This window comes from Halomonas fontilapidosi (genome assembly GCF_014192285.1).
In the GTDB taxonomy this organism is placed as follows: Bacteria; Pseudomonadota; Gammaproteobacteria; order Pseudomonadales; family Halomonadaceae; genus Halomonas; species Halomonas fontilapidosi.
This window is the reverse complement of record NZ_JACHXQ010000004.1, coordinates 126,421-146,418: the sequence shown is the minus strand read 5'-3', so window position 1 is coordinate 146,418 and position 19,998 is coordinate 126,421. Positions and strand designations below refer to the sequence as shown.

The window sequence follows — 19,998 nt, the reverse complement described above, 5'->3', positions numbered from 1 at the left end:
ACCCCGACCTTTACAGCCTAGAAGCGGGCAGCGATAGTGGGCCCTCACGACAGGGGCGCCGCGGCAATATCGCCACGGCTGAGAGGCACCCTCGGAACCTGACCCGGATAATGCCGGCGTAGGGAGTCGTGCGGCCCCGGCCCTGCTGCCGCGCTGCACCTCCCGCGCCGGGGAGGCCCCATGCTTGCCATCGATCCCGCCACGCACCTGAGCCGGGTGCGCGAGACCAGCCCGCTGGTCCACAACATCACCAACCATGTCGCCATGAACAGCATGGCCAACGTGCTGCTGGCCATCGGCGCCTCGCCGGCCATGGTCCATGCCCGCGAGGAAGCCGCCGAGTTCACCGCGCTGGCCAGCGCCCTGACGATCAACATCGGTACCCTCTCGCCGCACTGGGTCGAGGCCATGGAGGCCACTGCCCTGGCCGCCAGGGAGACCGGCCACCCCTGGGTGCTGGACCCGGTGGCCGTGGGCGCCACGCGGTTTCGCCGCGAGACCGGTGCCCGGCTGCTGGCGCTCGCGCCGGACGTGATCCGGGGCAATGCCTCGGAAATCATCGCCCTGGCGGGGCAGGCCGGCGGCGGCCGCGGCGTGGACAGCACCGACCCCGCCGAGGCGGCCCTCGACGCCGCCCGCCGTCTGGCCCGCCAGACGGCGGGCGTGGTCGCGGTCACCGGCGAGGTGGACCTAGTCACCGACGGCCAGCGGGTCGCCCGCGTCCGCGGCGGCCACCCGCTGATGCCCCGGGTCACCACCCTGGGCTGCGCGCTGACCGGCGTGGTGGCAGCGTTCCTGGCCGGCGCCGATGACCGGTTCGAGGCGACGGTGGCGGCGCTGGCCTGCTATGCCGTGGCCGGCGAGCTGGCCGGCGACGTGGCACAGGGCCCCGGCAGCTTCGCGGTGGCCTTTCTCGATGCCCTCTTCCACCTGGAGGACAAGGCCCTGGCCGAACGGGCCCGCCTGGAGGTCGACGATGCGCCTTGATCTCTCGCTCTATCTGATCACCGACCGCGCGCTCTGTACGAGCCCGGGGCTGGTGGAGACCGTGACGGCGGCGGTGCGCGGGGGCGTGACGATGGTGCAGCTGCGCGACAAGCATGCCTCTGATGCCGAACTGGTCGACCAGGCGCGTCGCCTCAAGGCCGCGCTTTACGGCAGCGGCGTGCCGCTGATCATCAACGACCGCCTGGAGGTGGCAATCGCCGCCGGCGCCGACGGCCTGCACCTAGGACAGGACGACGGCGACGTGGCCGATGCCCGCGTGCTGCTGGGCCCTGAGGCGATCCTTGGCCTCTCGGTCCAGACGCTGGAACAGATGGCACGCCTGGACGTCGAGCATCTCGATTATCTGGGGCTGGGTCCGGTGTTCGCCACGCCCAGCAAGCAAGACCATGCCGAGCCGCTGGGTTTTGCGGGACTGGCCAGGCTAGTGGCCGCCAGCCCCCTGCCGAGCGTGGCCATCGGCGGCCTCAAGGCCGAACACGTGGCCGCAACACATGAAGCCGGCGCCGAGGGCCTGGCGGTGGTCTCCGCTATCTGCGGCACCCCCGACCCCGAGGCTGCCGCGCGGCGCTTCTTCTCGTGATGCAGCCGGCCGTGGCGCCGCGCACTACACCATCGGCCAGCTGACGCCGCTGCGGATAGAGATCGGCACCGAGCGATCGAAGCCTACTCCAGGTCGTTGCCAAGCGACTTGAGCTTTTCGGAACTCAGGGCAAGGTCGTCGTTACGGTTGACGCCAATACCCTGATCGATGATGCCCCGAGCGATCTCCTGTGCCTCCTCCAGAGAGTGCATCTGGTAGGTGCCGCACTGATGCTCGTTGAGCTCCGGAATCTCCTCCATGCGCTTGACGTTCAGCACATCGTGCATGGCGGCCTGCCAGGCAGCGGCGACGCCCTGCTCGCTGGGGCTGCCCAGCAGGCTCATGTAGAAGCCGGTGCGACAGCCCATGGGGGAGATATCGATGATCTCGACGCCGTCGCCGTTCAAGTGCTGGCGCATGAAGCCGGCAAACAGGTGCTCCAGGGTGTGAACCCCCTTTTCCCCCATCATGTCCTCGTTTGGCTTGTTGAAGCGCAGGTCGAAGACGGTGATGGTGTCGCCCGAGGGGGAGCGCATGGTCTTGGCGACGCGCACCGCTGGGGCACTCATGATGGTGTGGTCCACGGTAAAACTGTCGAGTAGCGGCATGTCGGCTCCTGCAGGTAATGGGGAAGGGCGAGGCAGCACAGGCCGCACCCGGTGCGAGCATGGTATCTCGCCGCGCCGCCTGTTCGCCAACGCCAGGCGCTTGATGAACGCCCATGCTCATGGGCATGCCCGGCATGCTGGCCAAAGGTGGCATTGAACAGCAGCGTGGCCACCCAGCCGTCGTCCTGACCGGCAGAGTCCTCGTGGCTGGCCTGCGCCTCCTGGAGCATGCCATGTGTCCACACTTTCACTGTGACAACCTGCCCGTGCGGCTGGTCACGACCTCTCATGGCCACGGTTGCGAATGGCTACCCGAGTGGGCGGTAAACCGCCAGCGCTTGCTGCTGACGCTGGCCCCCGCCTAGTTGCAGGAACCTCAGGAGGTCGGGCGGCGCTTCAGGGTGGTGCGTCGCTCGTGGTAGGCGATTGCCAGGCCGCTGCCGATGATCAGCACACTGCCGAGGAACACCCAAAGATCCGGCATCTCGCCCCAGAACCACCAGCCCAGCAGCACCGCCCAGAGCATGGCGGTATAGTCGAAGGGGGCGGCGATGGCCGCCGGCGCATGGCGGAAGGCTAGGGTGATGAAAGCGGTGGCGCCCACCCCGAAGAGACCCGATCCCGCAAAGGCCAGCCAGTGCCAGGGATGCGGCGTCTGCCACACCCAGGGCAGCGCCAGAGCGGTCAGGACGAAGGGCACCAGCGTCATGTAGAAGACCATGGCCCAGAGGTGTTCGCTACCGCCCCAGCGCCGCGCGGTGATCATCATCAGCGCATAGAAGACCGCCGCGCCGATCAGCGCCAGGGCGCCGGGGTCGAAGGCCTCGCCACCGGGACGCACCACGATCAGCACCCCGGCAAAGCCCACCAGCGAGGCCAGCAGCACCGGCCCTTCAATACGCTCACCCAGCAGTGGCACCGAGAGCAGGGTGACGAACAACGGGGCCACAAAGGCGATGGCGGTGGCCTCGGCCAGCGGCAGCAGGGTCAGGCCCAGCACGAAGCAGAACATGGTGCCGGTGTAGATCAGGCCGCGCAGCAGGTGGATCCCGGGACGACGCGTACGCAGCTTGGTCAGGCCGCCACCGAACCTGGCCAGCACCGCGATCAGCGGCAGCGAGACCAGGGTACGGAAGAAGATGATCTGCAGCGGCGAGTGCACCTCGCCAAGCCACTTGGCGATGGCATCGCCAATGGCCAGGCAGAGCACGCCCAAGCACATGAAGCCGATGCCCTTGAGTGACGCTGACATGCCGAAGGCCCTCCCCTGGCCGAACCCCAAAAAGCCACCCCGCCGGCCTGGGGCCGGCGGGGTGAAGTAAGACCTCTACGCTAGTCGGTGACGCCCCGGAGGGCAAGCTCTCACAGGCTGGCCTGGACCACCATGCACTCCATGCCCTCGGCCACCAAGCGCCGACAGGCGGTATGCGCCTGGCCCTCGTCCATGTCCACCAGGCGGGCGCGATAGACGCCGACCCGTTCGGCATCGGCCACGGCGACTCGGGCGTCGGCCAGCTCGCTGGCCAGCTGACTGGCGGCGCGAGACGCCAGGGTGCGGGCATGGACGGCATCGCTGAAGGCACCGACCTGCACGCCCCAGCCTCCCCGCGGGGCGCTGCCGGAAACGGCATCCACCGAGGCATGAGAGCTTGCCATCAATTCGCGGATGGGGTCGTCGGCAGACCCCTGCTCAAGGTTCACCATGCCGGCGACGGCAGGAGTGTCTGCGGTGGCGACGCGTGATGCCAGCGCCTGACGCGAGGCGTTCACAGCCGCTGTCGGCGCCTCGATCGGGGCCGGCGGGAAGGCCTCAGCCGGCGAGGCAGCGCTCGGCGACGGTGCGCCGAGACTGGCCAGGCGGACCCGGTTGCCGACCGGCTGGCCCGGCGCCTGGGGCTCGCCCGGCATCAGCCGGCCTCCGGAGATATCGGCACTGGCCAGCCAGCCCCGACCATCGGCCAACGAGGCGCGCAGGAAGCCGCGATCCAGCAGGTCGGCGGTGTGCGCATCGCGCGACGCGGCGCTGAAGCCACCCATCACCACGGTCAGCAGGCGACGGCCATCACGCACCGCCGAGGTCGCCACGTTGAAACCCGAGGCACGGATGAAACCGGTCTTGAGGCCATCGGCACCGGCATAGTTCTTGAGCAGGCGGTTGTGACCCGTGATGGTCTTGCCCTTCCAGCGGAAGCTCGTCCGCGAGAAGTAGGGATAGTATTGAGGGAAGTCGCGCATCAGGTGCCGGGAGAGCACCGCCATGTCGCGTGCCGTGGTGACCTGGCCGGCGTCGGGCAGACCGTGGGGATTACGAAAGACGGTGTCCGGCATGCCCAGTTCACGGGCCTTGTCGGTCATCATGCGACCGAAATGCGCTTCGCTACCGCCGAGGGCTTCGGCCACCACCACGGCCACATCGTTGGCCGACTTGATCACCAGCGCCTCGATGGCCTTTTCCACGGGAATGCTGGAACCGGCCTTCACATAGAGCTTGGAAGCCGGCCTGGACGCGGCATGGGCAGAGACCGGCAGCGGCTGGCTCAAACTCAGCCTGCCCTCCTCCATGGCCTCGAACATCAGGTAGAGCGTCATCATCTTGGTGAGCGAGGCGGGATAGCGCAGCCGGTCGGCATTCTCAGCGTAGAGAATCTCCTGGCTGTCGGCATCGACGACGATACCGGCATAGCGTGGATTGGCCTGAGCAGTTGCCGTGGCCAGTAACAGGCAGGCCATCAGCACAGTGATGCCCCCTGCGAGGCGCCGGTTGATTGTTGTGATAGGCACCATGTCGCGTTCCCTCGAGGTTCGTTACTTTTGCATAAACCATTATGGCCGCCTGTGGCGCCCTGTACAGGGTGAAGTCGTGACTTTTTTGGCGATTTTTCGCCGCATTACCGTGTCACGTCAGCCGATCGTCGGCGTGTCATCCCTGCCGATTGTTCACACCTAGCTGCCTGACCTTCACCCCGCGCCCACCAGCCGCTGCCCGCCGAGCCATACCAGGCGCAGCGCCAGCAGCGTCAGCGCCCACTTGAAGAGGCTGTCGAAGCGGTGATCCGAAAGACGATGCAGCACACGCAGGCCAAGCCAGGTGCCAAGAAAGCCCGCCGCCACCATCACCAGGATCAATGCCAGCCAGTCGTGGAAGACGAACCCGGCCACGCCGAACACGAAGGCCTTGCTCAAGTGTTGCAGCAGCATGCAGGCGGAAAAGGTGGCGACCTTGGCCAGGCGACCGACCTGGCTCTGCTTGATGAAGGCGGCCACCATCGGGCCGCTGGCGCCCACCAGGCTGGAGAGCAGGGTGGTGACGGCGCCGGCAACCAGCACGCCTCCCCGTCCCAGGGCCCGTTTCGGCAGCCCCGGTCCCCAGCAGGTGAAGAGCACGAACGCGGCGATGCAGAGCTCGAGCACCCCCGCCGGCAGGCGTACCAGCAGCCAGGCTGCCGCCAGCGCACCCAGCACCACCCCCGGCAGGAACGCCGCAAGCGTGATGCGATCGACATGGCGCCAGGTCAACGCCGTACGACCGACGTTGGAGCCCAGCTGAACCATGCCGTGGACCGGAATCAGCGCCGCCGCCGGCATCACCTGGGCCAACGCCATGATCATCAGCACCCCGCCCCCGACGCCCACCGCGGCGGTGAAGGCCGAGGTGAGCACCGAGAGCAGTATCAGGAGAAGATTGATCCCCGCCGAGAGCGGTGAGAGAACGTCCAGTAGCGCCATCATGCACTCCCTGCCAAAGCGTAAGACAGCGGCCCATGCTAACCAGGATTTTCGCCAACGGTGAGCTATCTCGGTCTGTGCTTCCTGGCTTGTCGCTTTATGCCAATAAAGATTCGCTCAAGGTCAAGACGGTACGACGAGGGGCATTCACACTGGGCGTATCGAATCCCCCACCCCGAGGAGCGGAGCATGAACCGCAACGTCATACTGACCTGTGCCGTCACCGGCGCCGGCGACACCACCGGCAAGAACCCCAACGTGCCCATCACACCGAAGCAGATCGCCGATGACTGCATTGCGGCCGCGAAGGCGGGCGCCAGCGTGGCGCATATCCACGTGCGCGACCCCGAGACCGGCGGCGTCAGCCACTCCGTCGACCACTTCCGCGAGGTCATGCAGCGGGTGCGCGAGGCCGACGTCGACATCGTCATGAACATCACCGCCGGTGGCGGCGGCGACTGGATCCCCGACGCCGAGGACCCCACCCGCGGTGGCCCGGGCAGCGACATCCAGACCCCGGCCGAGCGCCATGAGCCAGTGGGCGAGCTGCTGCCGGAGCTCTGCACCCTGGACTGCGGCAGCCTCAATTTCGGTGACATGGTCTACGTGAACCCGGCCGACTGGCTGCGCGAGCATGCCCGCCTGGTGCAGGCCGCCGGCGTCAAGCCGGAGCTCGAGTGCTTCGATCTGGGCCATGTGTGGTTCGCCCGTCAGCTACAGCAGGAGGGCCTGCTCGATGGTGACCCCCTCTACCAGCTCTGCCTGGGGATTCCCTGGGGCGCCGAGGCGGACACCGAGACCATGCTGGCCATGCGCAACAAGCTGCCGGAAACCGCTCAGTGGGCGGCCTTCGGCATCGGCCGCCACCAGATGCCCATGGCGGCCCAGGCGATACTGCTGGGGGGGCATGCCCGGGTCGGCCTGGAGGACAACCTCTATCTGGAGAAGGGGGTGCTGGCCACCAACGCCCAGCTGGTGGAGAAGGCCTCCCGCCTGTTCGAGAACCTCGGCGCCGGCGTCATGACGCCGGCCGAGACCCGCGCGCATCTCGCGCTGCGCGACCCGAATACCCGCCAGGTCGTGGAAAGAACCGTCGGAGGTGAGGCATGAGCCACCAGCTGAGCGTGATCGGCACGGGGGTGATCGGCAACGGTTGGATCGCCCGCGCCCTGGGCCGCGGCTGGGATGTGGTGGCCTTCGATCCCGACCCCGAGGCCCCGGCGCGCACCCGTGCCTTCGTCGACAATGCCTGGGCCTCGCTCGAGCGGCTGGGCCTGGCCGAGGGCGCCAGCCCCGAGCGGCTCACCTTCGTGGATAGCCTGGAGGCGGCCGTGGCGGGCGCCGACCTGATCCAGGAGAACGTGCCGGAGCGCCTGCCGCTCAAGCAGGAGATCCTCGCCGCCCTCGACGCCGTCGCGGCGCCGGAGGTGGTGATCGGCTCCTCCACCTCCGGTTTCAAGCCCAGCGACCTGCAGCAGGACTGCACCCAGGCGCCGGGGCGGGTGATCGTCGCCCACCCCTTCAACCCGGTCTACCTGCTGCCGCTGGTCGAACTGGTGGGCGGCGACGCGACCCGAGCCGAGCACACCGAGCATGCCCAGGCGCTCTACCAGGGGCTGGCGATGCGCCCGCTGGTGGTCAAGCGCGAGATCGAGGGGCATATCGCCGACCGCCTGATGGAGGCGCTGTGGCGTGAGGCGCTGCACCTGGTCAACGACGGCGTGGCCACCACCGAGGAGATCGACGCCGCCGTGGTCTACGGCTGCGGCCTGCGCTGGTCGCTGATGGGCACCTTCCTGACCTTCCACCTGGCCGGCGGCGAGCAGGGCATGCGCCACATGCTCGAGCAGTTCGGCCCGGCGCTGAAGCTGCCCTGGACCAAGCTCGAGGCCCCGGAGCTCACCGATGAGCTGATCGACAAGGTGGTCGAGGGCTGCGAGTACCAGGCCGCCGGCCGCAGTGTGGCCGAGCTTGACCGCCGCCGTGACGACTTCCTGGTCGAGCTGCTCGGTCTGGTGCAGAAGTACTGGCCTGAAGCGGAAGGCCTGGAGGGGCGCATCTGATGATGATCCTGGAGACCTGCGTAGCCCCCGAGTGGGTGGACTACAACGGCCACATGAACGACGCCGAGTATGCCCGCGTGTTCTCCCTGGCGGTGGAGGCGCTGATGGACCATATCGGCCTGGATGCCGCCGGCCGCCAGCGGCACGGCTATACGATCTACACCCTCGAAACCCACCTCTGCTATCGCCGCGAGGCCCACGAGGGTCAGCCGCTACGCGTCGCCCTAAGCCTGCTGGATCGCGACGCCAAGCGGCTGCATGCCTTCTTCGAACTGCTCGATGAGGCGGGCAACCTGCTGGCCACCAGCGAGCAGATGCTGATGGGCATCGACAGCGAGGCCGGGCGTCCCGCGCCCTTCCCCGCCCCCGTCGAGGCCGCCATTGGCGCACTGCCCCACGTCGCGCGTGACGCCTGGCCGGCACTGGCCGGGCGCACCATCGGCATCCGTCGTTGAGCGAGCCGCGTTATGCTCTGCGAGCCGCCCTCCCCCTGGGCGGCTCGTGGTGTATCCTCTGCCCTTCACCCAGGTGACGCCGCCTCAGGGTGACGGGGGCGGGATGGGTCACTCACTCGCTTGTCGACGCGCCTCGCGGGGGGATTGCCCGTAGTGCTCGCGAAACGCCCGCGAGAAACTGGGACCGGAGGTAAAGCCACAGGCCAGCCCGACGGAGAGCACGTCCATGTCGGTCTCGGTGAGCAAGTGCTGCGCACGGCCCAGACGCAAGGTCAGGTACCAGCGGCGGGGAGAGGTGGCAAGGTGCTGCTCGAAGAGGCGCTGCAGCTGACGCTGAGAGATGCCGCTGCGGCGGGCGATATCGGCAAGCTCCAGCGGCATCTCGAGATGCCGCTCCATCAGTGCGACCGCTTCCACCAGACGGCGGTTATGGGTGCCCAGGCGACGCGCCAGGGTCATGCGCTGCTGATCATGGCGACTGCGCAGCCGTTCGTGGATCAGCTGTTCGGAGACGTCGATGGCCAATCGAGATCCATGGCGACGGGCGATCACCTCCAGGACCATGTCCATGGCGGCGGCACCGCCGGCGCAGGAGAAACGACGCTCCCCGAGTTCGAACAACTCGTCGGAGGTCTGGATAGCGGGGAAACGTTCACGGAAGGCAGGCAGACTCTCCCAATGCAACGTCACGCGCTCGCCCTTCAGGAGTCCTGCGGCGGCAAGCAGAAAACAGCCGGTATCCAGGCCTCCCAGAACACAGCCAGCCTCGTCCAGGCGGTGAAGCCAGCCCATCAATGGCCGGGCAAGATGCGCCTCGGGCTCGAAGCCGCTGCAGACCGCCAGCGTGGGCAGATGGTGCACCTCGTGGATGGAATGGTCAGAGAGCAATGTCATGCCATTGCTGGCAGTCACCGGCTCGCCGTCGACGCTGATCAGGGTCCAGTCGAACAGTGGCCTGTCACTGATGCGGTTGGCAATGCGCAGCGGCTCCACCGCGGCGAAGAATGCCATCATCGAGAAACGCGGCAACAGCAGAAAACCCACCGACTCAGGCAGCGGGCCGTGGTATTCGAGGCGCATGCTCGTCTCCTCAACGCTGCCGCCGCATGAAGACCATGGAGCCGACAACACGCCCGGGATGATTGGCGTGGACGGTCAGTCGTCGCTCAGCATGGTGTCACGTAGCTTCTGCTCGTCAAGCACGATCAGGCGCTGGCGGTCGATGTTGATGACGCCCTCCTCCCGCAGCCTGGCCAGCAGCCGCGAGAGGGTTTCCGGGGTCATGGCCAGCTGGGCGGCCAGCCAGCGCTTGGGGATAGTCAGCCGCACCACGCGGGGTTCCCGAGCACGGCCCGCGGGGAGCTGGCGCAGAATGTAGCTGACCAGGCGCGCCATGGCATCGGCCTGGGTCAACAACGCCATGTCCTCGAGGCGCTCGGTGAGTTCCAGGGCCAGGCGGCTCATGAACTCGGCACGGCAGGCCGGCTGACGGTCCATGATCTCGCGGCAGTGCGCCGCGCGGATGGTCAACACATGGGTACGACGCAGGGCCTCGGCGGAATAGAGGTAGACCCCGGCGCTGGAGACCATGCTCAGCTCGCCCAGAGTGCCGCCGCGCTCCACGCAGCGGATGGTCGCCAAGCGGCCGTCGCCGGCGCTGCGCACCAGACGCACCGCCCCGCTGATCACCACGTAGAGCCATTTGGCCGGGGCATCCTGGCGAAACAGCCACTCGCGGGGCTTGAGGGTGCGAACCTCGCTATCCTTCAGCAACGCATCGAGCTGCGCTTCGTCGAGGTCGTTCAGCCAAGGCACCCCACACACCAGCTCACGCAGCTGCCGAGGACGGAACAGCAGATCAGTCGAGGAACTGGGAACCGGGGCAGTATCCGTAGACATGGCCTTCCTCCACGTGGGTGTCGGCTTCGATGATCAGGTAGCCATGGGCCTGGCTGGCGGCGCTGAGCATGTGGGAACCCTGGCCGCCGGCCAGGCGCGCAACGGGGGCCTCTCCACTCCAGTCCAGCACCACCCTGAGCAGCTCGCGGCGGCCTTTCGGTGCCTGCCGGGAAAAACCCGCGACGACCGGAAAGCGTTGCAGCGCCGACGGGGTACGTCCCTGGCGGCCCTGCACCAGAGGCCGTGCCAACCACTGCCAGCCCACCAGCGAGGCCACCGGATTACCGGGCAGGCCGATGAACGGGGTGCCGTCACGCAGCGAAGCGCCGAGCCAACCGAGGGTGAACGGCTTGCCGGGCTTGATTGCCACGCCGTGGAAGGCAATGCCCCCCAGGCGCTCCAGGACCGGACGCACGTGGTCTTCCTCTCCCACCGAGACCCCACCCGTACACACTACCAGATCGGCTTCCTCACCTGCCTGGCCAAGACATTGATCCAGGTCAGCTGAGGTGTCGGCGACGACGCCCAGGTCAAGGACCTCGCAGCCCTGCTGGACAAGCAGGGCACGCAGCATGGCACCATTGCTGTTGTAGACCTGGCCGGGCGCCCAAGCTTGCCCCGGCTCAATCAGTTCGTCGCCGGTGCTGATCAGGGCCACGCGAACCCGCCGGTACACCGTCACGGCTGCGGTGCCCTGGCTGGCCAGCAGGGCGATAGCCGCGGCGCTCAGCCGCGTGCCCGCGGCCAGCAGCATATCGCCGGCACCGCTCTCCTCGCCGCGGAAACGGATATTGGCGCCGTCGGCCAGCTCCCCCGCGACGTGAACCCGCCCCGTGGCATCCAGGCTGACCTTCTCCTGAGCCACCACGGCGTCCGCCCCCCGCGGCACCGGGGCGCCGGTGAAGATGCGCGCGCAGCCTCCCTCGGGCAGCTGCAACACTCCGGCGCCGGCGGGCACACGCAGCACCACCGGCAAGCCATCCGGGCTCGCGGCGAGCTCACGACGACGCAGGGCATAGCCGTCCATGGCACTGTTATCGACCCCGGGCAGGTCTAGGCTGGCCCGGGCATCCTCGGCCAGCACCCGGCCGGCCGCCTCGGCCAGGGCGACCCGCTCACTGCCGACCACTGCCACGCCGGCGGCCATCATCAGGGCGCGGGCGTCGAAGAGGTCCAGCAGGCCGGGTGTGACGACCGCCGCGCAGCCGCAGTTCATGCCTCTGCCCCTTCCGCCATGCCCTCGTCGATGCGCTCCTGTCGGGATGCGCAGCGTCTTGCCTCCGGCAGCACCATGGCAACGAAGTTACAGGGCCTCGTGCGGGCGTCGAGCTGGGCGGCCAGGATGCCATCCCAGGCGGTGGCGCACGCCTTGGGCGAGCCGGGCATGGCGAACACCAGGGTACGATCGATCAGCCCGGCCACCGCCCGGGACTGGATGGTGGAGGTACCGATGGTGGCCAGCGAGAGCTGGCGGAACAGCTCACCGTAGCCGTCGACCGCCTTGTCGAACAGCGGCATCAGTGCCTCGGGGGTGGTGTCTCGCGACGTGAAACCGGTGCCGCCGTTGACCAGGATGACCTGAATATCCTCGCGGACCACCCAGGCCGAGACCACCGCGCGGATACGATAGACGTCGTCGGGCACGATGCGCCGCTCCACCAGGGCGTGACCGGCCTCGGTGAGGCGCTCGGAGAGCAGGTCGCCGCTGCCATCCTCGTCGAAGCCGCGGGTGTCGGAGACGGTGAGCACGGCGATGCCAAGCGGGGCGAAGGGCGTATTGGCGTGAACGTGGGCCATGGAGTCCTCCTCGCCGCCCGCGGCACAGGCGGCGGCATGGAAAGGAGCGTCGGAAACGTCGAGGGGGCCGAACCGGCCCCCTTTCAGTTGGCTACTGCATCAGGGCGCTGGCGCTGTCGTCGTCGAGCGCAATGCCCTCGACGCCGATTTCGGCCTCCAGCGCCAGCAGGTAGTGGCGCAGGGCCCGACGAGTGGCCTGCTCGCGCAGGCTGTGACGAACGTGCTCGGCGACCTGCTCATAGGGCAGCTCGCGGCCCTCGGCGCGCTGGTCGATGGTGACCACATGCCAGCCGTAGCGCGAAGCCAGCGGACGGTCATGGAGCCCCTCGGGCAGGTGCTGCAGGGCGCGGTCCAGCTCGGCCACGGTCTGGCCGGGCGCCAGCCAGCCCAAGTCACCGCCCTGATCCTTCGACGGGCAGGCGGAGTGGCGCTGGGCGAACTCGGTAAAGCGTTCGGGCACTTCCTGCAGCTCGCGGACCAGCTTCTCGCCCAGGCGATAGCCGGCGTCGCGGGCCGGCGCATCGTCCGGAGCGGCGGCCAGCAACACGTGGCGCACGCGCAGGCGGGTCGGCTCGCTGAAGCGCTCGGGGTGCGCGGCGTGGAAGCGCCGGCAGTCCGCTTCGGCAGGCTCGGGTACCTCCAGCTCGCGCTCCAGCAGCTCGGCGATGGCCGAGTCGGCCTCGTCGAACGCCTCGCCGGCGGCCTCGGCCACACCCAGAACCGCCGCCCGCTGGCGCAGCAGTTCGCGCACCACCAGGGCACGGGCCGCCTTGAGCTGGGCAGTACCGGCGCTGTCCGCCGGATGATATTGCATCTCCTCGGCGATGGCGGCCTCCGCGATGGTGGCCTCGCCGACCCGGATGGGTGGGGGCGTGGCGCCCCCCGGGATCATCTCGATATCGATCTTCTGCATGGTGATAACTCCTCAGCCCCGCTTGCGGACGACTTGGTAGCGGCGCGTCACGTAGCCAAAGGGCACGCTCCAGACGTGAACCAGGCGGGTGAAGGGAAACAGCAGGATGATGGTCAGGCCGAGGAAGACGTGCACCTTGTAGATCCAGGAGACCTCGGCCATGTAGTCGGCCGCCCCGCCGCTGAAGAACACGATGGACTGGGCCCAGCCCGCCAGGGTCAGCATCATCGCGCCGTCCAGGTGGCCCAGCGAGAAGAACACGCTGATCACGCCCAGGCCGGCCTGGAAGACAATCAAGCCGAGGATGGCGGTATCCATCATGCTCGACGAGGCCTTGACCCGCGGGTTGGTCAGGCGACGGTAGAGCAGCATGGCACCGCCGGCCAGGCACAGCACCCCGGCGATACCGCCGATGACGATCGCCAGCACCTGCTTGGTTCCGGCGCTCAGGAAGGGCGCATAGACCCAGTGCGGGGTCAGCATGCCGAACAGGTGGCCAAAGAAGATGACGATGATGCCGATATGGAAGAGGTTGCTGGCCAGGCGCATGTTCTTCGACGAGAGCATCTGGCTGGAGCCGGTCTTCCAGGTGAACTGGCCATGGTCGTAACGCATCAGGCTGCCGACCAGGAACACCGTGCCGGCCAGATAGGGGTAGTAGCCATAGATCAGGTGTTGCAGATATTCGCTAAACATGACGGTTCTCCTTTAGCGATCGGTCACGGTGCGGTCGGTATGGCCGCTGCCGGGCATGATCCTGACGGGGTCGCTGGGCACGGCCTGCTTGCGCTCGGCGAGGCGGCGACCCTCGGCGGACTGCAGCGCGCAGTCCTCGTCGGAGGCGGCACTGAAGCGCACCGCTTCCTCTTCCCAGACCTCGTCCAGCGCCTCGGGGGTATCATCGGGGGCTTCATCCTTCACCGTCTCGCGGTGGGCGTCGACGTCCCCTTCGGCACCGATCAGCGCCAGCAGCGCCAGCAGCACCAGGGCATGGTCGGCCTCGCGCTCTTCCAGGCGCGCACTGAGCAACGCCAGGATATGACGGATCTCGCCCAGCCAGCGGCCGATATCGGCCTCCGGGCGGGTCGAGAGGTACTCCAGGAACATCGGCAGGTAGTCGGGCAGCTCACGCGCATCGAGCTCGAAGCCCGCGGCGCGGTACTCGGCCATCAGGTCGACCATCGCCTGGCCACGATCTCGGGACTCCCCGTGAACGTGCTCGAAGAGCAGCAGCGAGGTCGTGCGACCCTTGTCGAATAGCGCCACGTACTCGGACTGCAGTTCCAGCAGGTCGGCCTCCAGCAGGCGCTGGCACCAGTCCATCAGGCGAGCGCGCAGCGCCGCCTCCCAGCGGCGCTCGTCGTTGATGATCTCGATCAGCTCCGGCGCAGCCGCCTGGAGTTCCGCGGAGGGATAGTCGAGCAGCCGGGCCAGCACACGCAGACTCAGCATGTCAGGCTCCGCCACCGGGTATTGGATGGCTGCCTCAGCCATGACGCACCTCCTCGTGCTGTTGCTTGCCCTGTGCCTGGGGGTCGAAGGTCTCCACCGGCTGTACCAGGGTGGTGGTCTGTGAACGGCCGTTGAACAGGCTCGGCTTGCTCTCGCCGTGACAGCCGTCGCCGAAGGTGAAGCCACAGCCGCCGCGCTCCGGGAAGGCCTCGGTGGCCATTTCGCGATGGCTGGTGGGGATCACGAAGCGATCCTCGTAGTTGGCGATGGCCAGATAGCGGTACATATCCTCCACCTGGGCCTCGCTGAGGCCGACGCTCTCCAGCACCTCGGTCTCGGCCTTGCCTTCGACGTGCTTGCCACGCATGTAGAGGCGCATCGCCATCAGACGCTTGAGTGCCAGTACCACGGGCTCTTCCTCGCCGGCGGTCAGCATGTTGGCCAGGTACTTGACCGGAATGCGCAGCGACTCGATCTTCGGCATCACGCCGTCGAACTCGACGTTGCCGGCCTCGGCGGCCGACTGGATCGGCGACAGCGGCGGCACGTACCAGACCATCGGCAGGGTGCGATACTCCGGGTGCAGCGGCAGTGCCAGGCCCCAGTCCATGGCCAGCTTGTAGACCGGCGAGGCCTGGGCGGCAGCGATCACATTGTCGGTGATGCCGTCCTTCTTGGCCTGGGCGATGACTTCTGGGTCGTTAGGGTCCAGGAAGATTTCACACTGGCGGTGATAGAGGTCACGCTCGTCCGGGGAACTGGCCACTTCCTCGATGCGGTCGGCATCGTAGAGCAGCACGCCGAGGTAGCGGATCCGCCCCACACAGGTCTCGGAACAGATGGTCGGCTGGCCGGCCTCGATGCGCGGATAGCAGAAGATGCACTTCTCGGACTTACCGGTCTTCCAGTTGTAGTAGATCTTCTTGTAGGGGCAGCCGGAGATACACATCCGCCAGCCGCGGCACTTGTCCTGATCAATCAGGACAATGCCATCCTCCTCGCGCTTGTAGATCGCGCCACTCGGGCACGACGCCACACAGGTCGGATTGAGGCAGTGCTCGCAAAGCCGCGGCAGATACATCATGAAGGTGTTCTCGAACTGGCCGTAGATATCGGCCTGGATCTTCTCGAAGTTCGAGTCCTTACGCCGCTTGGCGAACTCGGTGCCGAGAATCTCCTCCCAGTTCGGGCCCCACTCGATCTTGTTCATGCGCTCACCGGAGACCAGCGAACGCGGCCGCGCTGTGGGCTGATGCTCGCCCTGCTTGGCGGTGTGCAGATGTTGGTAATCGAAGGTGAACGGCTCGTAGTAGTCGTCGATCTCCGGCAGATCGGGGTTGGCGAAGATGTTCGCCAGCACCCGCCACTTGCCACCGATGCGCGGCTCGATCTTGCCATCCTTGCGACGCAGCCAGCCGCCCTTCCACTTGTGCTGGTTTTCCCACTCCTTGGGATAACCGATGCCGGGCTTGGTCTCGACGTTGTTGAACCAGGCGTATTCCACACCCTCACGGCTGGTCCAGACGTTCTTGCAGGTCACCGAGCAGGTATGGCAGCCGATGCACTTGTCGAGGTTGAGGACCATGCCTACTTGCGAACGAATCTTCATTTGACGGCCTCCTGCACGGTGTCATTGCCTTCGCCATCCAGCCAGTCGATGTTCTTCATCTTGCGAATCAGGACGAATTCGTCGCGGTTGGAGCCGACGGTGCCGTAGTAGTTGAAGCTGTAGGAGAGCTGCGCGTAGCCGCCGATCATGTGAGTCGGCTTGGGGCAGATGCGGGTGACCGAGTTATGGAAGCCGCCACGCGTGCCGCTGACCTCGGAGCCGGGAATATTGGTGATGCGCTCCTGGGCGTGGTACATCATCACCATGCCGGTCTTGACCCGCTGGCTGACCACGGCACGGGCGGTGATCGCACCATTGGCGTTGTAAAGCTCGATCCAGTCGTTGTCTTCAATGCCGATCGACTGCGCATCGTCTTCCGACAGCCAGGCAATGGGGCCGCCGCGCGACAATGTCAGCATCAGCAGGTTTTCACTGTAGGTGGAGTGGATCCCCCACTTCTGGTGCGGCGTGATGAAGTTCAGCGCCTTGGTCTTGTAGCCATTGTCGGCCGGCAGGGTGAAGCCCTGCGCCGCCTTGGTATTGATCGGCGGCCGATAGGCCAGCAGGCTCTCGCCGAAGGCGCGCATCCAGGGGTGATCCTGGTAGAATTGCTGGCGGCCGCTGACGGTGCGCCAGGGGATCAGCTCGTGGACGTTGGTATAGCCGGCATTGTAGGAGACGTGCTCGTCCTCGAGGCCGGACCAGGTCGGGCTGGAGATGATCTTGCGCGGCTGGGCAACGATGTCGCGGAAACGGATCTTCTCGTCTTCCTTGGGATGCGCCAGGTGGGTGTGATCCCGCCCGGTGATCTTGGAAAGCGCGTCCCAGGCCTTCACCGCGACCTGGCCGTTGGTCTCCGGCGCCAGGGTCAGGATCATCTCGGCGGCGTCCACGGCACTCTCGATCTGCGGACGCCCCTTGTGCGGCCCGTCCAGCTTGCGATGGTTGAGCTTGCCGAGCAGTTCGACCTCGGACTCGGTGTTCCAGTTGATGCCCTTGCCGCCGTTGCCGATGCTCTGGAGCAGCGGGCCCACGGAGGTGAAGCGCTCATAGGTCTCGGGGTAGTTGCGCTTGACCTCGATCAGTGCCGGCATGGTCTTGCCCGGGATCGGCTCGCACTCGCCCTTCTTCCAGTCCTTGACCTCGACCTGGGAAAGCTCCGCCGGGGAGTCGTGCTGGTGCGGCAGGGTGACCAGGTCGGTCTCCTCGCCAAGATGCCCCACGCAGGCCTTCGAGAAGGCCTTGGCGATGCCCTTGTAGATCTCCCAGTCGCTGCGCGACTCCCATGCCGGGTCGGTCGCCGCGGTCAGCGGGTGGATGAAGGGGTGCATGTCGGAGGTATTGAGGTCGTTCTTCTCGTACCAGGTCGCCGTGGGGAATACGATGTCCGAGTAGAGGCAGGTGGTGGACATGCGGAAGTCCAGGGTCACCAGCAGGTCGAGCTTGCCCTCGGGCGCCTGGTCATGCCACTTGACCTCTTCGGGTATGGTGCCGCCTTCCTCACCCAGGTCCTTGCCCTGGATACCGTGACGAGTGCCCAGCAGGTACTTGAGCATGTACTCATGGCCCTTGCCAGAGCTGCCCAGCAGGTTGGAGCGCCAGATGAACATGTTGCGCGGGAAGTTCTGGGAATTGTCCGGGTCTTCCGCCGCGAAGGAGAGCTCGCCACTCTTGAGCTGCTGAACGGCGTAATCCTTGGTCGACATCCCGGCTTCCTCGGCCTGCTTCGCCAGTCGCAGCGGGTTGGTGCCCAGCTGGGGGGCGGAGGGCAGCCAGCCCATACGCTCGGAGCGCACGTTGAAGTCGATCAGGCTACCCGGATAGTCCTCGGCCTTGGCCAGCGGCGAAAGGATCTCCTTGATCTCGAGCTTCTCGTAGCGCCACTGGGAGGAGTGGTTGTAGAAGAAGGAGGTGGAGTTCATGTGACGTGGCGGACGCTGCCAGTCGAGACCGAAGGCCAACGGGGTCCAGCCGGTCTGCGGGCGCAGCTTCTCCTGACCCACATAATGGGCCCAGCCACCCCCGCTCTGACCGATGCAGCCGCACATGACCAGCATGTTGATCAAGCCGCGGTAGTTCATGTCCATGTGGTACCAGTGGTTCATGCCGGCACCGACGATGATCATGCTGCGCCCTTGGGTCTTGTCGGCGTTGTCGGCGAACTCACGGGCAATGCGCGCGCACTGAGCCGCTGGCACACCGGTGATCTTCTCCTGCCAGGCCGGGGTATAGGGGCGGATCTGATCGTAGGACGTGGCACCGTCATCTTCGCTATCACCGCTGAAGCCGCGGTCGATGCCGTAGTTGGCGCACATCAGGTCGAACACGGTGACCGCCAGCATCTCGCTGCCGTCGGCCTTCTTCATTTTCTTGACGGGCAGATTGTGGAACAGCAGGTCATCCGCCGCACCCGCGCCTTCGCCTTTCACATGGTCGAAGTGCTCGTGCTCGATGCCGCCGAAGTAGGGGAAGGCGACCTTGGCCACGCTGTCGTGGTGCTCGGCGAGGCTCAGCAGCGGCTTGATCTCGGTGCCTTCGGCGTCGAGGGGCTCGAGGTTCCACTTGCCGACCTCGTCACCGGTCTCGCCCCAGCGGAAGCCGATGGAGCCGCGCGGCACCACCAGCTGGTCGCGGGTCTCGTCCCAGGCGACGGTCTTCCACTCCGGGTTGTTCTCCTGACCCAGGCTGGCATCGAAATCGCTGGCACGCAGCTGACGTCCCGGCGCATAGCTGCCGTCTTCACGGGGCTCGAGCTCGACCAGGAACGGCATGTCGGAGTAGCGGCGCACGTAGTCGGTAAAGTAGGCGCTGGGCTTGTCGAGGTGGAACTCCTTGAGGATGACGTGGCCCATGGCCATCGCCAGCGCGGCATCGGTGCCCTGCTTGGCAGAGAGCCACTCGTCGGTAAGCTTGGAGACCTCGGCATAGTCCGGGGTGATGGAAACGGTCTTGGTGCCCTTGTAACGCACCTCGGTAAAGAAGTGGGCATCCGGCGTCCGCGTCTGCGGCACATTGGAGCCCCAGGCGATGATATAGCCGGAGTTGTACCAGTCGGCGGACTCGGGCACGTCGGTCTGCTCGCCCCAGGTCATCGGCGAGGCCGGCGGCAGGTCGCAATAGAAGTCGTAGAAGCTCATGCAGACGCCGCCGATCAATGACAGGTAGCGACTACCGGCGGCATAGCTGACCATCGACATGGCGGGAATCGGCGAGAAGCCGATGATGCGGTCGGGCCCGTACTGCTTGGCGGTGTAGACGTTGGAAGCCGCGACCAGCTCGTTGAGCTCGTCCCAGTTGCCGCGCACGAAGCCACCCATGCCGCGGGCGCGCTTGTACTGCTTGGCCTTGTCGGGGTCCTCGACGATGGAGGCCCAGGCATCGACCGGATCACCCTTGGCCTCGAGAGCCTCGCGCCACAGCTTGAGCAGCGGCTTTCTGATCAGGGGGTACTTGAGACGGTTGGCGCTGTACATGTACCAGGAGTAGCTGGCGCCGCGCGGGCAGCCACGAGGCTCATGGTTGGGCAGGTCCGGCCGTGTGCGCGGATAGTCGGTCTGCTGGGTCTCCCAGGTGACCAAGCCATTCTTGACGTAGATCTTCCAGCTGCATGAACCGGTGCAGTTCACCCCGTGGGTGGACCGTACCACCTTGTCATGCTGCCAGCGCTGCCGGTAACTGTTCTCCCACTCGCGGGACTCCTGGCGAACTTCACCATGGTCGTTGGCGAAGGGTTCGCGGGCCTTGCGGAAGAAGTTCAGCCGATCGATGAAGTGACTCATGGTCGCTCTCCAGGCTCCTGAAAAGATGCGTGGCCATCCCCGGCCACTCGAACTGCCACTCCCTCACAGGGCTCAGGCAGCTTCCATGGAGGGAATTCTGGGGGATTGG

The 19,998-nt window shown here is 66.6% G+C and carries 19 protein-coding genes and 1 riboswitch; of the genes, 6 read left to right on the top strand and 13 right to left on the bottom strand.

Translation table 11 applies throughout. From position 1 onward, the window contains the following. The first annotated feature begins 41 nt into the window (after positions 1–41). Positions 42–142: riboswitch (TPP riboswitch) on the top strand. 38 nt (positions 143–180) lie between these two features. Continuing rightward, positions 181–987 carry a hydroxyethylthiazole kinase gene (thiM, locus tag FHR95_RS08060; RefSeq protein WP_183314016.1) on the top strand — a complete coding sequence of 269 codons (807 nt, stop codon included), beginning with the start codon at positions 181–183 and terminating at the stop codon, positions 985–987. Then, positions 977–1,588, top strand: coding sequence for a thiamine phosphate synthase (thiE, locus tag FHR95_RS08055; RefSeq protein ID WP_183314015.1), 612 nt, complete (start codon positions 977–979; stop codon positions 1,586–1,588). Before thiM ends, thiE begins: the two co-directional genes overlap by 11 nt. 83 nt (positions 1,589–1,671) lie before the next feature. Here thiE and luxS read toward each other — a convergent pair whose 3' ends face one another. Beyond that, positions 1,672–2,196, bottom strand: a complete 525-nt coding sequence (luxS, locus tag FHR95_RS08050; RefSeq protein WP_040183371.1) for an S-ribosylhomocysteine lyase — start codon at positions 2,194–2,196, stop codon at positions 1,672–1,674. A gap of 113 nt (positions 2,197–2,309) precedes the next feature. Here luxS and FHR95_RS17415 point away from each other — a divergent pair, with 113 nt between their 5' ends. Further along, positions 2,310–2,561, top strand: a complete 252-nt coding sequence (locus tag FHR95_RS17415; protein ID WP_183314014.1) for a DUF1826 domain-containing protein — start codon at positions 2,310–2,312, stop codon at positions 2,559–2,561. An 11-nt stretch (positions 2,562–2,572) separates the two neighbouring features. Here FHR95_RS17415 and FHR95_RS08040 read toward each other — a convergent pair whose 3' ends face one another. The 3 genes from FHR95_RS08040 to FHR95_RS08030 form a co-directional block, all read right to left on the bottom strand. Next, entirely contained in the window at positions 2,573–3,448 is an 876-nt protein-coding gene (locus FHR95_RS08040) for a DMT family transporter (protein WP_040183373.1), read from the bottom strand. A 110-nt stretch (positions 3,449–3,558) separates the two neighbouring features. Next, on the bottom strand, positions 3,559–4,980 hold the full coding sequence (locus FHR95_RS08035) for a D-alanyl-D-alanine carboxypeptidase (RefSeq protein WP_183314013.1): 1,422 nt from the start codon (positions 4,978–4,980) through the stop codon (positions 3,559–3,561). A gap of 174 nt (positions 4,981–5,154) precedes the next feature. Further along, entirely contained in the window at positions 5,155–5,922 is a 768-nt protein-coding gene (locus tag FHR95_RS08030) for a sulfite exporter TauE/SafE family protein (RefSeq protein WP_183314012.1), read from the bottom strand. A gap of 189 nt (positions 5,923–6,111) precedes the next feature. On the opposite strand from FHR95_RS08030, the gene FHR95_RS08025 reads away from it, so the two are divergent. From FHR95_RS08025 to FHR95_RS08015, 3 genes are read left to right on the top strand one after another with little or no spacing between them, the layout of a single operon-like run. Further along, entirely contained in the window at positions 6,112–7,032 is a 921-nt protein-coding gene (locus FHR95_RS08025; RefSeq protein ID WP_183314011.1) for a beta-keto acid cleavage family enzyme, read from the top strand. Then, the gene (locus FHR95_RS08020) at positions 7,029–7,985 is read left to right on the top strand and encodes an L-carnitine dehydrogenase (RefSeq protein ID WP_183314010.1); all 957 of its coding nucleotides are present in this window, start codon (positions 7,029–7,031) and stop codon (positions 7,983–7,985) included. The genes FHR95_RS08025 and FHR95_RS08020 overlap by 4 nt, the downstream gene beginning before the upstream one ends. Continuing rightward, positions 7,985–8,440, top strand: coding sequence for a thioesterase family protein (locus FHR95_RS08015; protein WP_183314009.1), 456 nt, complete (start codon positions 7,985–7,987; stop codon positions 8,438–8,440). The genes FHR95_RS08020 and FHR95_RS08015 overlap by 1 nt, the downstream gene beginning before the upstream one ends. Before the next feature lie 108 nt (positions 8,441–8,548). Here the strand turns inward: FHR95_RS08015 and FHR95_RS08010 are convergent, their stop codons facing one another. The 9 genes from FHR95_RS08010 to FHR95_RS07970 form a co-directional block, all read right to left on the bottom strand. Continuing rightward, positions 8,549–9,520, bottom strand: coding sequence for a GlxA family transcriptional regulator (locus FHR95_RS08010; protein ID WP_183314008.1), 972 nt, complete (start codon positions 9,518–9,520; stop codon positions 8,549–8,551). Positions 9,521–9,595: 75 nt separating this feature from the next. Further along, positions 9,596–10,339 (bottom strand): Crp/Fnr family transcriptional regulator, encoded by a 744-nt coding sequence (locus FHR95_RS08005; RefSeq protein WP_183314007.1) that lies wholly within the window; start codon positions 10,337–10,339, stop codon positions 9,596–9,598. Further along, positions 10,299–11,555: a molybdopterin molybdotransferase MoeA gene (locus tag FHR95_RS08000; protein WP_183314006.1), complete on the bottom strand. Its 1,257-nt coding sequence runs from the start codon at positions 11,553–11,555 to the stop codon at positions 10,299–10,301. Before FHR95_RS08000 ends, FHR95_RS08005 begins: the two co-directional genes overlap by 41 nt. Beyond that, positions 11,552–12,136, bottom strand: coding sequence for a molybdenum cofactor biosynthesis protein B (moaB, locus tag FHR95_RS07995; protein WP_183314005.1), 585 nt, complete (start codon positions 12,134–12,136; stop codon positions 11,552–11,554). The genes FHR95_RS08000 and moaB overlap by 4 nt, the downstream gene beginning before the upstream one ends. A 91-nt stretch (positions 12,137–12,227) precedes the next feature. After that, the gene (locus FHR95_RS07990) at positions 12,228–13,049 is read right to left on the bottom strand and encodes a peptidylprolyl isomerase (protein WP_040183398.1); all 822 of its coding nucleotides are present in this window, start codon (positions 13,047–13,049) and stop codon (positions 12,228–12,230) included. A 12-nt stretch (positions 13,050–13,061) separates the two neighbouring features. Beyond that, on the bottom strand, positions 13,062–13,745 hold the full coding sequence (narI, locus tag FHR95_RS07985; protein WP_040183400.1) for a respiratory nitrate reductase subunit gamma: 684 nt from the start codon (positions 13,743–13,745) through the stop codon (positions 13,062–13,064). Positions 13,746–13,757: 12 nt separating this feature from the next. Then, complete coding sequence (gene narJ, locus FHR95_RS07980; RefSeq protein WP_183314004.1) at positions 13,758–14,543, bottom strand: nitrate reductase molybdenum cofactor assembly chaperone; 786 nt, start codon at positions 14,541–14,543, stop codon at positions 13,758–13,760. Further along, the gene (gene narH / locus FHR95_RS07975) at positions 14,536–16,110 is read right to left on the bottom strand and encodes a nitrate reductase subunit beta (RefSeq protein ID WP_183314003.1); all 1,575 of its coding nucleotides are present in this window, start codon (positions 16,108–16,110) and stop codon (positions 14,536–14,538) included. Before narH ends, narJ begins: the two co-directional genes overlap by 8 nt. Further along, positions 16,107–19,889, bottom strand: a complete 3,783-nt coding sequence (locus FHR95_RS07970) for a nitrate reductase subunit alpha (protein WP_183314002.1) — start codon at positions 19,887–19,889, stop codon at positions 16,107–16,109. The genes narH and FHR95_RS07970 overlap by 4 nt, the downstream gene beginning before the upstream one ends. Positions 19,890–19,998 lie beyond the last annotated feature (109 nt).